Raw genomic sequence first — 13,278 nt, 5'->3', positions numbered from 1 at the left:
CACTTCGCGCGAGCCAACCCACAGCACCGCCACGACGGACGAGAAGATGGTGAAAATGGCGAAGAAGGTTAAGAAGGAGCGCGCGAAGATCGAGGAGCGTGCCGCCTCGAAAGCAGCTTCCACCGCAGCCGAGAAATGCCCGGTGACCAGCTTCTCATTGGTGAAGGCCTGCAGCGTGCGCACCGCGCCGATCTGCTCGCTGGCATAGGCGGTGGCATCGGCCAGCGTATCCTGCGCCTGACGTGATTTGCGCCGCACCGAACGGCCGAAGGCGACCAGCGGCAGCACGATCACGGGTATTGCCGCGATGACCAGGCCGGACAGTTTCGGGCTGGTGATGACCATCATCCCCACCGCGCCAAGGCCGAGGATGACATTGCGCAGCGCCACCGAGGCCGTCGCTCCGACCGCCGACTTGACCTGCGTCGTGTCGGCGGCAAGCCGCGACACGATCTCGCCCGACTGGGCGGTGTCGAAGAAGGCAGGCGACAGCGTCGTCACATGGGCAAACACATCGCGCCTGATATCGGCGACGACGCGCTCGCCCAGCGTGATGACGAAATAGTAGCGGCCGGCCGATGCTGCCGCCAGCAGGGCGGCCATAGCCACCAGCGCTGCGAAATATTCGGCAATGAAGGTCGTGCTGGACGACGAGAAGCCATGATCGATCATGCGTCGCACCGCCAGCGGCAGCGCCAGCGTGGTTGCCGCCGCGATGACCAGCGAGATAATGGCGCCGACGACCAGCGTGCGGTAGTGCGTGATGTAGGGGAACAGGCGCCTGAGCGGCTTGAGCGAACGCCGGCGCTCGTCTGCGCTGGTGATTTGCGCCATCCCGATGTTTCCTCCAGCCGTCCTTGGGGTCTGCGCCTCAATATGCGCTTGCCGCGGCCTTGTGATTCAATTCCGGCTGATGTATAGGCTCGCCGACCGTTTTAGAAGCCGTGGCTCCTCAATAGCTGCGGCTTCGAGTTTTAAAAAGGGGCGCATCGACGCAGGCTTATGCCCGTCGGCAGCGCCGGCAAGCCAGGAACCGAACCATGAAGACCGACATCCATCCCGATTACCACACCATCAAGGTCGTCATGACCGACGGCACCGAATACACGACCCGTTCGACCTGGGGCAAGGAAGGCGATACGATGAACCTCGATATCGACCCGACCACCCACCCGGCTTGGACCGGCGGCCAGCAGACCCTGCTCGACCGCGGCGGCCGCCTGTCGAAGTTCAAGAAGCGTTTCGAAGGTTTCGGCATCTAATTGCATGTCGCCCAAAAGTGCCAAGCGGTTTTGGGATAACGACTTGCGTTAAGTAAGAACTTAAGCCAAACGAGCTTTCACAGATCAAAAACCCGCCCTTGTGGCGGGTTTTTTGTTGCGGCGCGGTCCTACTCGGCCAGCAATTCCCTTAACGCCATGCGCTTGTAGGCGGCGACCAGCCTGTCGCCCTCCTGCCGCTCAACCGAGATCGCCAGCCGCATGGCGGCCTCGCCCATCTGCCAGACCAGAAACGCCGTGGTTTCCAGTGTCGCCGGATCGGCTGCCGGCCGCAGCCGTTTCAGCACCGCGCTGAGGAATTCGGCGTTGGCGCGGCTGTCGGCGAGTTCGAGCTGGCGCAGCGCCTTGTCGGCCTGCGTGCCCGACCAGATGTCGCGTATCACCGGCTCGGCCAGGAACAGCCGGTAATAGATGTCGACCAACTCTGAAAACGCGGACTGCAGGCCTTCGGCGTCGCTGATACCAGCCAGTGCTGCCGAAATGCAGGACTGGCTTTCGGCGGTGTAGCGCTCGGCCAGCGCCCAGATGATCGCCCGCTTGTCCGGAAAGAACTGGTAGAGCGACCCGATCGACACCCCAGCGCGCTCCGCCACCTCACCCATGCGCATGGCATCGCTGCCTTGCTCGGCGATCAGCGCCGAGGCAGCCGCCAGCATGCGCTCGACCCGCTCGCGGCTGCGCTGCTGGCTCGGCGCCCGACGCGGTGAAGCAGCCTGCTTCTGTGCGGAAACGGGGGTTGCCGCGTCTTCCATACCTGACTCCAAATGCCGCCAAAATCACTTGACTCGAAAAATACGAGGGTTTATCACGTTTTGCAAATGTGAGGATTAATCACGTTTATGCGGAGGAAAGCACAATGGGCATCTGGAGCAACTGACATGATCGCGAAACTTCTTCCCACTCTCATCTTCATTGCCGCACTTGGCTCAGGCGTCGTCGGCGGCGTCTTCTTTGCTTTCTCCAGCTTCGTCATGCCGGGCCTCGCCCGCATGCCAGCCGCAAGCGGCATTGCCGCGATGAATTCCATCAACGTCACAGCCGTGACGCCGCTGTTCATGACAGCACTGTTCGGCACGGCTCTCGTCTGCATCGTTGTCGCCATCGGTGCGGTGATCGGCTGGAACCAGCCAGGCTCGCTCTGGCTGGTTGCCGGCAGCCTGCTCTATCTCATCGGCATCGTGGTGGTGACGATGATCTTCAACGTCCCGCTCAACGATGCGCTCGCCGCCGTCGATCCGGCCAGCAGCAATGGCGCAAGCCTGTGGTCGCGCTACCTCAACGAGTGGGTGATGTGGAACCATGTCCGCACCATCAGCGGCATAGCCGCGCTGGCATCCTTCTGGTTCGCCGCGCGTTGAAAAGGATGGATGGAGCCACCGATGAAGGATCAATATTCGAATATGGCCTTCGGCATGGCAATCGGAGTTGGTGTCGGTGCCGCGGTCGGCACCGCTCTGGATGACCTTCCGATGGGCGTCGCCGTGGGTGTTGCGATTGGCGCCGCCTTCGGAGCGTGGCGACGCAAGTGACGGCAGCGGCGGCCTCTACGCCTTTGTCTTCCGATCGGAATGACCGAGGTCGCGGTCCGGATCAATGACATCGCGGACCAGTTGCTTCAGCTTGGCCGCGTCCGGAAAACCGCCGTCGCGCTTGCGCTCCCAGACAAGCACGTCATTGCAGGAAATGGTGAAGATGCCGCCGGTGCCCGGCACCAGCGTTACTTCGCCAAGGTCCGTGCCGAAGGTCGACAGCAGCTCCTGCGCCATCCAGCCGGCGCGCAACAGCCACTGGCACTGCGTGCAGTAGCTGATGCGGATGGCGGGGAGCACGCTTTCGCTCATGCCGGGCTGAGCTCCGCTCATGCCGCGCTGAGCTTGGCCATGGTCTCGTCGTCGACTTCGAAGTTGGCGTAGACGCTCTGCACGTCGTCGTCGTCCTCGAGCGTGGCGACCAGTTTCATCAGCGACTGTGCCCGCTCCTCGTCGACCGGAACGTTGTTCTGCGGCCGCCAGATCGGCTTCACCGATTCTGCCTCGCCGAGCGAGGTTTCCAGAGCCTTCGATACCTCACCGAGATTCTCGAAGGCGCAATAGATGGTGTGGCCCTTCTCGTCGGTTTCCACGTCGTCGGCGCCGGCTTCGATTGCCGCTTCCATGACCTTGTCGGCGCTGCCGGCCGATGCCGGATAATAGATCTCGCCGACGCGGTCCCACATGAAGGAAACCGAGCCCGTTTCGCCCATCGCGCCGCCGGCCTTGGTGAAGGCAGCACGCACATTGGACGCCGAGCGGTTGCGGTTGTCGGTCAGCGCCTCGACAATGACAGCGACGCCGCCCGGGCCATAGCCCTCATAGCGCACGGCTTCGTAATTCTCGGCATCGCCCATCGAGGCCTTGTTGACGGCGCGCTGGATGTTGTCCTTCGGCATCGACACCGCCTTGGCGTTCTGGATCGCCAGGCGCAAGCGCGGGTTCATCGATGGATCGGGCGTCCCGCTCTTGGCGGCGACGGTGATTTCGCGCGCCAGCTTGGAAAACATTTTCGACCGCACCGCATCCTGGCGGCCCTTGCGGTGCATGATGTTCTTGAACTGTGAATGGCCAGCCATGGCACCCCTGTCGTCTTCTCGGCTAGAGCATCCCGAAGCGAAGTGATCTGACCTCGTCTGCCGCAATGCCCGAATTCAAAATTTCAGAGCGTCCCAGGTGCACCTCTTGGAAGCACGGCGTTCTCTGTCGGAATGGCCGGCTTATAGATAAATCGGCTCAATTCGTCCAGCCGCACCGCGCACGGGACGCGCGCCATGGGCTGCAGCAAGCATTCACGCCTCCAGATCGGATTTCAGCCGGTCGATGATGCTGAGCGCATGGCCGGCATACTGGCTGATCCAGCGGTCGTGGATCTGCTTGATCGGCAGCGCGTTGAGATGGTTCCAGCGCTCGCGGCCGTCGCGCCGCGCAACGATCAGGTCGGCCTCCTCCAGCACCTTCAGATGCAGCATGACCGTGCAGCGATCGATATCGGGAAAGGCCTCGCACAGCGTGCCGGTCGTCTTCGGCGCGTCCTTCAGCTGATCCAGTATTTCACGCCGGCGCGGATGCGCCAGCGCCTTGAAAACATTGTCGTCTTGCGATCGGCTTGACATGTTATGTTTATATAACATATTGTTGAACCGATCAAGGGAAGGAGCTGTTGATATGTCACTTGGATTCAGTGTTTCCGGACGCATCGGCAAGCCGGTCGCCGACGTCTTCGACGCAGTCGTCAATCCGAAGAAACTGAGCGGCTATTTCACCACGATCGGCGGCGCCAGCGCCCCGCTGGAAGCCGGCGCCGGCGTCGTCTGGTGGGGCAAGGTGCCGGTTGAGGTCGACGAAGTGGTCAAGGACCGCCGCATCGTGCTGCGCTGGGATGCCACCGATGAGGACGGCAAGCCGGCCTACAAAACCCGCATCGAGATGAACTTCGAACCGCTGGACGATGGCGGCACCTTCGTCACCATCGCCGAGAGCGGCTGGCAGGAAGGCGCGGTCGGCCTGAAGAAGTCCTATCTCAATTGCGAGGGCTGGTCGCAGATGCTGGCCTGCATGAAGGCCTATGTCGAGTACGGCATCAATTTGCGCGACGGTTACTACCGCAGCGAGATGAAAGGCGAACCCGCCAACGAGACCAATATCTGACCATTAGGAGCATTCCATGGACATCCACGAAAAACCGACCGCCGAAGCCGGCATGCTGATCCGGCGGCCTGTCGCCGAAGTGTTCGAGGCCTTCGTCGACCCGGCCATCACCACAAAATTCTGGTTTACCCATAGCAGCGGCCGGCTGGACAGCGGCGAGCAGATCCACTGGGAATGGCGCATGTACGGCGTCTCGACGACGGTCGACGTCAGCGAGATCGTTCCGAACGAAAAGATCGTCATGCAGTGGAGCGATCCACCGACCACCGTGGTCTGGACTTTCACCGAAATGCCTGGCGAGACAACTTTTCTCGAGGTTCGCAATTTTGGCTTCGCCGGCGATGGCGACGGGCAGGTCAAAGAGGCCGTCGGCTCAACCGGCGGCTTCACGCTGGTGCTGGCCGGTGCCAAGGCGTGGCTGGAACAAGGCCTGACGCTCGGCCTGATCGGCGACCGTCACCCGAAGGGCGTGCCGGCTAACTGAACCGGCGGGCTTGGGATCGCCGCTTTTCCTGCTCACGACGAGCTTGAGCCCAATTCTCGGCCGGAGCTCCCGGAATGTCCAAGATATCGATCTCGCTGTCAGGCAATTCAGCCAGCTTGGCCAACTGATCGCGCTGATTCTGGCTAAGGTCCCTGCTGCTCATGCCTCAATGCCCGCCGCCCGGCTTCTTGCGCCGCCGCGCCAGCATGTTGAGCCCCTCGACCAATGCCGAAAAGCCCATCGCCGCATAGATGTAGCCCTTGGGCACATGGTAGCCCATGCCGTCGGCGATCAGTGTCATGCCGATCATCAAAAGGAAGCCCAGCGCCAGCATGACAATGCTCGGGTTCTTGGCGATGAAGTTGGCCAGCGGCCCGGCCGCCAGCATCATCACGCTGACCGCCACGATCACGGCGATGTACATGATGGCGATCTCGTCGGTCATGCCGACGGCGGTGATGATCGAATCGATTGAGAAGACCAGGTCGAGCAGCAGGATCTGGAAGATCGCGCCGGCGAGGCTGATCTGCAGCGTCTCGCCCATCATCGTATCCTTGTGGTCGTCGGGATCGACCGTGTGATGGATCTCCTTGGTCGCCTTCCAGACCAGGAACAGGCCGCCGGCGATCAGGATCAGGTCGCGCCAGGAAAAACCGTGGCCGAAGGCCGTGAACACCGGCGTGGTCAGCTGGACGATGATCGAAATGGTGGCCAGCAGCACCAGCCGCATGATCAGCGCCGCCGAGATGCCGAGCCGGCGGGCACGGGCCCGTTGTGCTTCCGGCAGCTTGTTGGTCAGGATCGAGATGAAGATCAGATTGTCGATGCCGAGCACGACCTCGAGCACAATCAGCGTCAGCAGCGCGACCCAGGCGGTTGGATCGGACACAAATTGAAAATGCGGCGCCAGGAATTCGATGAGCTGCATGGAGGTCGTCCCCTCTTTTAACGATCTAGAGCAGTGTCGCCGGCAGTTAGGTACTAAGCGTGCCTATATCAATGTCATGACCAGAAGGACGGTGCGGTTTCCTCCAGCCGCGGGCCGCGACGAAACGGCGCGATCCGCTCGGTCAGCCCGGTGCGGTCGGAAATATCGACGCCGACGCCGCACAAGGTCGCCGGTCCGGTCGCCGCTTCGAAGCGGCCTTTCGGCACTTTCGACAGGAACCGGTTGAGCGGCTCCTCCTTGTCCATGCCGAGCGAGGAATCATAGTCGCCGCACATGCCGGCGTCGGACATATAACCGGTGCCGCCATTGAGGATCTGGTGATCGCCGGTCGGCTGGTGGGTGTGGGTGCCGACGACGAGGCTGGCGCGGCCGTCGACGAAATGCGCGAAGCACATCTTTTCCGAGGTCGCCTCGGCGTGGAAGTCGATGATCACGGCATCCGCCTGCTCGCCGAGCGGACAGGCGGCAAGCTCGCGTTCGCCAGCCTGGAAGGGATCGTCGAGTTCGGGATGCATGAACACCCGGCCCATGATGTTGGCGACCAGCACGCGCGCGCCGCTCCTGGCGATGTAGACGCCGGAGCCGCGCCCGGGCGTGCCCTTGGGAAAGTTCGAGGGGCGCAGGAAGCGCTCTTCGCGCGGCGCGAAGGCGAGTGCGTCGCGCTGGTCCCAGACATGGTTGCCGGTTGTGACGACATCCGCACCGGCCGCGATCGTCTCGCGAAAGATATCTTCGGTGATGCCGAAGCCGCCGGCGGCGTTCTCACCGTTGACGATGACGAAATCGAGTTTGAAGTCGGAGATCAAGCCGGGCAGTTGTTCCCACACCGCCGTCCGTCCCGTCTTTCCAACCATGTCACCGAGGAAGAGAAGTCTCATATGATCCCGCACCGAAGGTCAGCGAAGCAAAAGCTGCATGACGTCTGTGAAAGATCATGCGTCCTTTTATCTACAATTTTGACGCGAAGCGGCGCAACCCGCTCTCGGTCAGTATTTCCGGAATGACGACGTCATGTTCCTCATCCGGCACCATTGCCACCTCCTGGCAGTCGAAGGCGATGCCGACCAGCCGCGGCGGCTGTCCCTTGTCGATCAGCTTGGCGATGGCGCGGTCGTAATAGCCGGCACCATAGCCGATGCGATGGCCGCGCGCATCGAAGGCGGCGAGCGGCACCAGCATCACCGAGGGGTCGAGCACTTCTGCTTCTTCATGCGGGCCGACCGTGCCGAAACCCATCTCGACCATCGGCGCGCCGCGCACCAGTTCGCGAAAGACGATCGTGGTTTTGTCGAGAATGGCCGGCAGGCAAAGCCGCGCGCCCTTTTCGCGCAAGGCAAACATCAGCGGCCTGACGTCGACTTCCGAGCGCATCGGCCAGAAGCCGGAAACGATCTGGCCCGGCTCGACATGGAGATGATCGCGTGCCGTCTCAGCCATTTCAAGCGCGACCTCCACCCGCCAGAATTCATCGAGCGCATCGCGGCGTCCGAGGGCCTCGCGGCGAAGCTGCTTTTTGAGGTCTTTGAGAGAGGTCATGCAGTCAGGGTAGAAAAGGTCAGATCTGGATGGAGTGTTGGGAGCGACGTTTTCCACCGCAATCATCCACCGAAATGCGGGACGCGTGGCAATAAGTGACGATCCACACAACCGGTGGAGAGAGCGATCCCGGGAACCTACAAAGTAGGTGGGCGCCGTGTGAGAAAACCCACGGGTCTTCCCAGGGACAGCTCCCTAAGGATCGTTAAGGCCCCGGGGAAAATGTTCTCCTGCCGGGAAGCACAGACCGTCCCGCCCAATATAGGCTGCCGGCCGGCTAAGCGCCAGTGAGACGGGCACTCTTTCCGTGTTGGGTTCAGGCCCTCGCGCCGCCAACACCTCACCCTTGCACAGGCACGGCCTCGTCCTTACGGTCGCGATGACCAACCGAGGAGCAAGAATGCGTTTCGAAGGCACGGCGGCCTATGTCGCCGACAAGGATCTGATGGTGGCCGTCAATGCGGCGATCGCGCTGGAGCGGCCCTTGCTGGTCAAGGGCGAGCCCGGCACCGGCAAGACGGAACTGGCCCGCCAGGTGGCGGCTGCACTCGGCCTCGACCTCATCGAATGGCACGTCAAGTCGACGACGCGGGCGCAGCAGGGCCTGTACGAATATGATGCCGTCTCGCGCCTGCGCGACAGCCAGTTGGGCGACGAGCGCTTCAACGACATCAGGAATTACATCAAGCGCGGCAAACTCTGGGAGGCTTTCGCCGCCGGCAGGAAGGTCGTGCTCTTGATCGACGAGATCGACAAGGCCGACATCGAATTCCCAAACGATCTCCTGCAGGAACTCGATCGGATGGAGTTCTTCGTCTACGAGACCGGCGAAACCATCCGCGCCGCCGTCAGGCCGATCGTCATCATCACTTCCAACAACGAGAAGGAGTTGCCGGACGCGTTCCTGCGCCGCTGCTTCTTCCATTACATCCGCTTTCCCGACGTCGACACGCTGCACAGAATCGTCGACGTCCACTATCCCGGCATCAAGCAGAACCTGGTTCGGGCAGCCCTCACCCAGTTCTACGAGATCCGCGAAGTGCCGGGGCTGAAGAAAAAACCGTCGACCTCCGAGGCGCTCGACTGGATAAGGCTGCTGGTCGCCGACGACATCGCGCCCGAGGATCTGCGCGCCGACCCGAAGAACGCGTTGCCCAAGCTGCATGGCGCATTGCTGAAGAACGAACAGGATGTCCATCTGTTCGAGCGGCTTGCCTTCATGGCGCGCAGGCAAGGGTGAGGCGCCGGGCACTGGCTACGATCGAGCTTCGCTTGCGCCCTGAGCACGATGACGGTCCCTTGCCTCTTGCGGCGCGACGTTTCTGGGGCCGAAGACGACGAAGCTGATGACGGCAAGGGCAAGAACGCCGATCCCGCTATAGAGCATGACCCAGCCAAAACCGTTGACTAAGGCGGCATGCGCAAGCGCGCCGGACGGGTCGAGGGTCGCCAGCCTGGGCGAATATTGCGAGAGGCCATCGAGATTTCCGGTGGCGATCTTTTCCGCCAACGCGCGCAATTCGTCCGGGTCAAGGGCAGTGCCCAATGCGGTTTTGAGATAGGAAGCAATTCCCTGCGTCAACAGCAGGCCCAGCACCGCGATGTTGATGGCCAGCGTGATCAGCCGCGCGCTGATATCGATGCCCGAAGCCATGCCGGCGCGATCCGGCGACACCGAACCCGTCGTGGTGTTGGTGGTCGGTGAGTTGGTGAGGCCGATACCGATACCGGCGATCAGCGTACCGGGCAGCATGGTCAGCCAGCTGGCTCCCTCAAGGCTCGAACCTATCCTCATGGCGATAAAGCCGACCCCCAATGTCAGCAACCCGAGCGGGATCGCCACCCGCGCCTGATAGCGGGCGCGCAGGCGCTCGGCGGTCGAGGACATCAGCATCAAGGGAAGCGTGTAGACGAGCAGCAGCAGGCCGGTCGTGGTGCTGTCGTAGCCGAGCACACCCGAAAAATAGATCGGCAGATAGATGATGAACGGCCAATAGCTGAAATTCATGCCGATGCCGCCCATGATCGCTCCCGAAAATTGACGGATCCGGAACACCGAGAAATCGAACATCGGGTAGGGGCTGATCTTCTCGGCAACGAGGAACGCGGCGAAGGCCAGCACGGCAGCACTTGCTACGCCGATGCGGGCGCCAGAGCCGAGATCGGCTCCTTGCGTGATCAGATAGGAGAAGCCGAACACCGCGAACGAGAGCGTCAGGATACCGGCACGGTCAAGCTTCTGGGCATTGCGGTCGCGTGATTCGGTGACACCGGCACCGATGAAGACCAGCGCAAGGATGGCAAGCGGCACATGGATGAGGAACACCCACTGCCAGCTCGAGAACGCGACGATCAATCCACCGATGGCGGGACCAAAGCCAAGCCCGATCCCCGAGACGACGCTCCAGGCCACAAAAGCCTTGCCGCGTTCGCTGCCGTCCTGAAACTGGTGGGACAAGACGGCCACGCTGCAAGTGAACATCGCCCCTCCCGCCAGGCCTTGCAGGAAGCGTGCAATGATGAGGAGCGAAGCGCTCGGCGCGAGGCCGCACAGCAGTGAGGCCAGCCCGAAGGCGATGGTGGCGATCACCATCACCCGTTTGCGGCCGAAGCGGTCGGCCAGCGTTCCTGTCGCCATCAGCACCGTGGTGCAGGCAATGGTGTAGGCGTTCATGATCCATTGCAGATCCTTGAAGTCGGCGGCGAGCACGCTTTCCAGTTTCGGAAGGATCACCGGGACGCTGGAGATTTCGAGGCCGAACAGCAGCGAGGCAAGGCAGGCCCCGGCAAGCGCAACGGTGTTTCGGTCGATTTGAAACGTCATGTCGATCACTTTCTGTCGAAGCATTCTGGAACCGGGCTGGCTCTTCAAACTGCGGTCGAGATGACATAGACGAGGCTTGACTATGAAAAAAGACTATGCATTTCTATTTCAGAGATAACAAAATGGAATGACGGAGATGGCCAGTCTCGATGTCGATGCCGTGCGCACTTTCGTCATGGTGGCCGACCTGCAGAGCTTCACCCGGGCGGCTGCAGCACTTGGCAGCACCCAGGCGACGATCAGCGTCAAGTTGCGGCGGCTCGAGGAAAAGCTCGGCGCACGTTTGATCGAACGAACCCCGCGCCGCGTGGCACTGTCGGAAAGGGGGGCTGTCTTCCTGCCCGTGGCCCGCGAATTCCTTGCCGCCCATGAACGCGCCGTCGCGGAATTTTCCGCGGCGCCATGTCGGCTTGCGCTCGGCTTCGTCGATCATGTCGCGGGGCCTGAGCTTTCCACGCTGATCGCCCAGCTTCATGCCCACGATCCGTCGCTCGCGCTCAACATACGGATCGATACCAGCTCCATGCTGGAAGAAGCTTTCGATCGCGGCGAACTCGATGCGGTGATTGTGCACCAGGAAGATGACAGTCGACGCGGTGAAGCTTTGTCGCGCACCCACTATGGCTGGTTCGCGGCACCTGGCTTCGAATGGCGACCAGGCACGCCCCTGCGCCTGGCTCTTTTAAGCACCAGATGCAATTGCCCGGACCGTATGAGAGCGGTCGAGGCGCTGGACCGGGCAGGCATCGCCTGGAATGAGGCTTTCGTCGGCGGCGGCGGCGCTGCCGTCAACATCGCGGTATCGGCGGGCTTTGCCCTTTCCGCCCTCGCTTACCGGGTTGTGCCCCCGGGCTTGATCGAGGTGGGCCGCAAACTCGGCCTGCCACCAATTCCCCCGTCCGAGATCGTTTTGCAGTCGCACGCTCTGCCGCCGCGGGCGCGGGAGGCGCTGCACATGCTCGCGACCGCTTTTCGCGAATATAATTCGCCTGCCGAATAGGCAAGGGTGTTCCTGATCCCGATTCTATTGGTATGGATCGGGTTCCAGACTTCAGAGGGAACGAAATGTCCGAGATAATCGTCCGCCCGCTCGCGCAGTCCGACCACGCCGATTGGCGGCGCCTGTGGACCGACTATCTCACCTTCTATGAGACGAAGCTGCCGGAAGAGGTCTACGCCGTCACCTGGAAGCGGCTGTTCACTCCGGGCGAATTCGAGCCAAAAGGCTTCATCGCCACACTGGACGGCAAGGCGGTCGGTCTCACGCACTACCTGTACCACCGCTCCGGCTGGTCGGAGAAAAACAACTGCTATCTGCAGGATTTGTTCGCCGACCCGGATGTGCGCGGCAAGGGGATCGGCGCCGCCCTTATCAACGCAGTGAAGGAAGAGGCGGCAAAGATCGGCGTCAAGAATGTCTACTGGATGACGCACGAGACCAACGCCACCGCGCGCAAGCTTTACGACCACGTCGCCCGCCGCACGGGCTTCATCGAGTATGATTTGCTGTAACCGGCCATGTTCATCCCCTTCTTCCTCGAACTGAAGGCAGCACGCGTTCCCGTCTCGCTCAGGGAATATCTGTCGCTGCTGGAGGGTCTGGAAGCCGGGCTGGTCGACTACGACGTCGAAGGTTTTTATTACCTCGCCCGCGCCGCCCTAGTGAAGGACGAGCGCCATATCGACCGCTTCGACCAGGTGTTCGCGCATGTCTTCAAGGGCATCGAAGCACTGGGCGGGCCGGATGCAGTCGATATCGCCAACATCCCCGAGGAATGGTTGCGCCGTCTCGCCGAAAAGCACCTGACCGACGAGGAGAAAAAACTGGTCGAAGCGCTCGGCGGTTTCGAGAAACTGATGGAGACATTGAAACAGCGGCTGCAGGAGCAAAAAGGCCGTCACCAGGGCGGCTCGAAATGGATCGGCACCGGCGGCACCTCGCCTTTCGGCGCCTATTGCTACAATCCCGAAGGCGTGCGCATCGGCCAGCATGAAAGCCGCAGCCGCCGCGCGGTGAAGGTCTGGGACAAACGCGAGTTCAGGAATTTTGACGATGCCGTCGAACTCGGCACCCGCAACATCAAGATCGCACTGAAACGCCTGCGTCGCTGGGTGCGCGAGGGTGCCGAGGAGGAGTTCGACCTGCCCGGCACCATTCACGCCACGGCCGAACACGGCTATCTCGACGTGCAGACGCGGCCAGAGCGGCGCAACGCGGTGAAGCTGTTGATGTTCTTCGATGTCGGCGGCTCGATGGACGACCACATCAAAAGCGTCGAGGAGCTGTTCTCGGCCGCCCGCGCCGAATTCCGCCAGCTCGAATATTTCTATTTCCACAACTGCCTCTATGAGGGCGTGTGGAAGGACAATCGCCGCAGGCATGCCGAGGTGATTCCGACCTTCGACCTGCTCCACAAATATGGGCCGGACTACAAGGTGATCGTCGTCGGCGACGCCTCGATGAGCCCTTACGAGATCGCTCACCCCGGCGGTTCGGTCGAGCACTGGAATCCGGAGGCGGCTAG

General features: G+C 61.9%; 18 protein-coding genes and 1 other RNA gene. 9 read left to right on the top strand and 10 right to left on the bottom strand.

Going from position 1 to position 13,278, the window contains the following annotated elements; translation table 11 throughout:
• Positions 1–834: ABC transporter transmembrane domain-containing protein (locus EN932_RS14975; protein WP_245483286.1), on the bottom strand; the 834-nt coding region annotated here is incomplete at its 3' end.
• A 206-nt stretch (positions 835–1,040) separates the two neighbouring features.
• Between EN932_RS14975 and rpmE the strand changes: the two genes are divergently transcribed.
• Positions 1,041–1,262 carry a 50S ribosomal protein L31 gene (rpmE, locus tag EN932_RS14970; protein WP_013529118.1) on the top strand — a complete coding sequence of 74 codons (222 nt, stop codon included), beginning with the start codon at positions 1,041–1,043 and terminating at the stop codon, positions 1,260–1,262.
• A 128-nt stretch (positions 1,263–1,390) separates the two neighbouring features.
• On the opposite strand, the gene EN932_RS14965 is transcribed toward rpmE, so the two are convergent.
• Entirely contained in the window at positions 1,391–2,032 is a 642-nt protein-coding gene (locus EN932_RS14965) for a TetR/AcrR family transcriptional regulator (protein WP_024502910.1), read from the bottom strand.
• A 126-nt stretch (positions 2,033–2,158) separates the two neighbouring features.
• Between EN932_RS14965 and EN932_RS14960 the strand changes: the two genes are divergently transcribed.
• Positions 2,159–2,638, top strand: a complete 480-nt coding sequence (locus tag EN932_RS14960) for an anthrone oxygenase family protein (protein WP_027162539.1) — start codon at positions 2,159–2,161, stop codon at positions 2,636–2,638.
• 21 nt (positions 2,639–2,659) lie between these two features.
• The gene (locus tag EN932_RS14955) at positions 2,660–2,809 is read left to right on the top strand and encodes a hypothetical protein (protein WP_127369218.1); all 150 of its coding nucleotides are present in this window, start codon (positions 2,660–2,662) and stop codon (positions 2,807–2,809) included.
• Positions 2,810–2,824: 15 nt separating this feature from the next.
• On the opposite strand, the gene EN932_RS14950 is transcribed toward EN932_RS14955, so the two are convergent.
• The 3 genes from EN932_RS14950 to EN932_RS14940 all read right to left on the bottom strand — a co-directional run bounded on the left by EN932_RS14950 (position 2,825) and on the right by EN932_RS14940 (position 4,425).
• Complete coding sequence (locus tag EN932_RS14950; RefSeq protein ID WP_245460989.1) at positions 2,825–3,121, bottom strand: SelT/SelW/SelH family protein; 297 nt, start codon at positions 3,119–3,121, stop codon at positions 2,825–2,827.
• Between the two features lie 17 nt (positions 3,122–3,138).
• A complete protein-coding gene (locus EN932_RS14945; protein WP_128368889.1) occupies positions 3,139–3,888 on the bottom strand; it encodes a YebC/PmpR family DNA-binding transcriptional regulator in 750 nt (249 codons plus the stop codon).
• Between the two features lie 213 nt (positions 3,889–4,101).
• A complete protein-coding gene (locus EN932_RS14940) occupies positions 4,102–4,425 on the bottom strand; it encodes a helix-turn-helix domain-containing protein (protein ID WP_127369215.1) in 324 nt (107 codons plus the stop codon).
• Positions 4,426–4,477: 52 nt separating this feature from the next.
• Between EN932_RS14940 and EN932_RS14935 the strand changes: the two genes are divergently transcribed.
• Together EN932_RS14935 and EN932_RS14930 are read left to right on the top strand one after the other, a co-directional pair.
• Entirely contained in the window at positions 4,478–4,960 is a 483-nt protein-coding gene (locus tag EN932_RS14935) for an SRPBCC domain-containing protein (protein ID WP_013529111.1), read from the top strand.
• A gap of 16 nt (positions 4,961–4,976) precedes the next feature.
• Complete coding sequence (locus tag EN932_RS14930; RefSeq protein ID WP_127369214.1) at positions 4,977–5,444, top strand: SRPBCC family protein; 468 nt, start codon at positions 4,977–4,979, stop codon at positions 5,442–5,444.
• A 166-nt stretch (positions 5,445–5,610) separates the two neighbouring features.
• Here EN932_RS14930 and EN932_RS14925 read toward each other — a convergent pair whose 3' ends face one another.
• The 4 genes from EN932_RS14925 to ssrS all read right to left on the bottom strand — a co-directional run bounded on the left by EN932_RS14925 (position 5,611) and on the right by ssrS (position 8,181).
• Positions 5,611–6,372, bottom strand: coding sequence for a TerC family protein (locus EN932_RS14925; RefSeq protein ID WP_013529109.1), 762 nt, complete (start codon positions 6,370–6,372; stop codon positions 5,611–5,613).
• 74 nt (positions 6,373–6,446) lie between these two features.
• The gene (locus EN932_RS14920) at positions 6,447–7,271 is read right to left on the bottom strand and encodes a YmdB family metallophosphoesterase (protein ID WP_024502904.1); all 825 of its coding nucleotides are present in this window, start codon (positions 7,269–7,271) and stop codon (positions 6,447–6,449) included.
• A gap of 70 nt (positions 7,272–7,341) precedes the next feature.
• Positions 7,342–7,929, bottom strand: a complete 588-nt coding sequence (locus tag EN932_RS14915) for a 5-formyltetrahydrofolate cyclo-ligase (RefSeq protein WP_127369648.1) — start codon at positions 7,927–7,929, stop codon at positions 7,342–7,344.
• A gap of 96 nt (positions 7,930–8,025) precedes the next feature.
• Positions 8,026–8,181: non-coding RNA, 6S RNA (gene ssrS / locus EN932_RS14910), on the bottom strand.
• A 148-nt stretch (positions 8,182–8,329) separates the two neighbouring features.
• Between ssrS and EN932_RS14905 the strand changes: the two genes are divergently transcribed.
• Positions 8,330–9,169, top strand: coding sequence for a MoxR family ATPase (locus EN932_RS14905; RefSeq protein ID WP_013529106.1), 840 nt, complete (start codon positions 8,330–8,332; stop codon positions 9,167–9,169).
• A 15-nt stretch (positions 9,170–9,184) separates the two neighbouring features.
• On the opposite strand, the gene EN932_RS14900 is transcribed toward EN932_RS14905, so the two are convergent.
• Positions 9,185–10,753 carry an MFS transporter gene (locus tag EN932_RS14900; RefSeq protein ID WP_245461054.1) on the bottom strand — a complete coding sequence of 523 codons (1,569 nt, stop codon included), beginning with the start codon at positions 10,751–10,753 and terminating at the stop codon, positions 9,185–9,187.
• A 175-nt stretch (positions 10,754–10,928) separates the two neighbouring features.
• Here EN932_RS14900 and EN932_RS14895 point away from each other — a divergent pair, with 175 nt between their 5' ends.
• The 3 genes from EN932_RS14895 to EN932_RS14885 all read left to right on the top strand — a co-directional run.
• Positions 10,929–11,753: a LysR substrate-binding domain-containing protein gene (locus tag EN932_RS14895; protein WP_245459099.1), complete on the top strand. Its 825-nt coding sequence runs from the start codon at positions 10,929–10,931 to the stop codon at positions 11,751–11,753.
• A 65-nt stretch (positions 11,754–11,818) separates the two neighbouring features.
• Positions 11,819–12,265 carry a GNAT family N-acetyltransferase gene (locus EN932_RS14890; RefSeq protein ID WP_013529104.1) on the top strand — a complete coding sequence of 149 codons (447 nt, stop codon included), beginning with the start codon at positions 11,819–11,821 and terminating at the stop codon, positions 12,263–12,265.
• Positions 12,266–12,271: 6 nt separating this feature from the next.
• The coding region (locus tag EN932_RS14885; protein WP_128368888.1) for a VWA domain-containing protein at positions 12,272–13,278 on the top strand (1,007 nt) is incomplete at its 3' end.

The organism is Mesorhizobium sp. M7A.F.Ca.US.002.01.1.1, from assembly GCF_004022955.1.
Taxonomy (GTDB): Bacteria; Pseudomonadota; Alphaproteobacteria; order Rhizobiales; family Rhizobiaceae; genus Mesorhizobium; species Mesorhizobium ciceri.
This window is presented reverse-complemented; position numbering and strand designations above follow the sequence as displayed.

Coding starts and splice junctions, on each gene's coding strand:
- rpmE (WP_013529118.1), top strand. CDS start 1,041: ATGAAGACCGACATCCATCCCGATTACCACACCATCAAGGTCGTCATG.
- EN932_RS14960 (WP_027162539.1), top strand. CDS start 2,159: ATGATCGCGAAACTTCTTCCCACTCTCATCTTCATTGCCGCACTTGGC.
- EN932_RS14935 (WP_013529111.1), top strand. CDS start 4,478: ATGTCACTTGGATTCAGTGTTTCCGGACGCATCGGCAAGCCGGTCGCC.
- EN932_RS14915 (WP_127369648.1), bottom strand. CDS start 7,929: ATGACCTCTCTCAAAGACCTCAAAAAGCAGCTTCGCCGCGAGGCCCTC.
- EN932_RS14905 (WP_013529106.1), top strand. CDS start 8,330: ATGCGTTTCGAAGGCACGGCGGCCTATGTCGCCGACAAGGATCTGATG.
- EN932_RS14940 (WP_127369215.1), bottom strand. CDS start 4,425: ATGTCAAGCCGATCGCAAGACGACAATGTTTTCAAGGCGCTGGCGCAT.
- EN932_RS14890 (WP_013529104.1), top strand. CDS start 11,819: ATGTCCGAGATAATCGTCCGCCCGCTCGCGCAGTCCGACCACGCCGAT.
- EN932_RS14920 (WP_024502904.1), bottom strand. CDS start 7,271: ATGAGACTTCTCTTCCTCGGTGACATGGTTGGAAAGACGGGACGGACG.
- EN932_RS14950 (WP_245460989.1), bottom strand. CDS start 3,121: ATGAGCGAAAGCGTGCTCCCCGCCATCCGCATCAGCTACTGCACGCAG.
- EN932_RS14955 (WP_127369218.1), top strand. CDS start 2,660: ATGAAGGATCAATATTCGAATATGGCCTTCGGCATGGCAATCGGAGTT.
- EN932_RS14925 (WP_013529109.1), bottom strand. CDS start 6,372: ATGCAGCTCATCGAATTCCTGGCGCCGCATTTTCAATTTGTGTCCGAT.
- EN932_RS14900 (WP_245461054.1), bottom strand. CDS start 10,753: ATGACGTTTCAAATCGACCGAAACACCGTTGCGCTTGCCGGGGCCTGC.
- EN932_RS14965 (WP_024502910.1), bottom strand. CDS start 2,032: ATGGAAGACGCGGCAACCCCCGTTTCCGCACAGAAGCAGGCTGCTTCA.
- EN932_RS14895 (WP_245459099.1), top strand. CDS start 10,929: ATGGTGGCCGACCTGCAGAGCTTCACCCGGGCGGCTGCAGCACTTGGC.
- EN932_RS14945 (WP_128368889.1), bottom strand. CDS start 3,888: ATGGCTGGCCATTCACAGTTCAAGAACATCATGCACCGCAAGGGCCGC.
- EN932_RS14930 (WP_127369214.1), top strand. CDS start 4,977: ATGGACATCCACGAAAAACCGACCGCCGAAGCCGGCATGCTGATCCGG.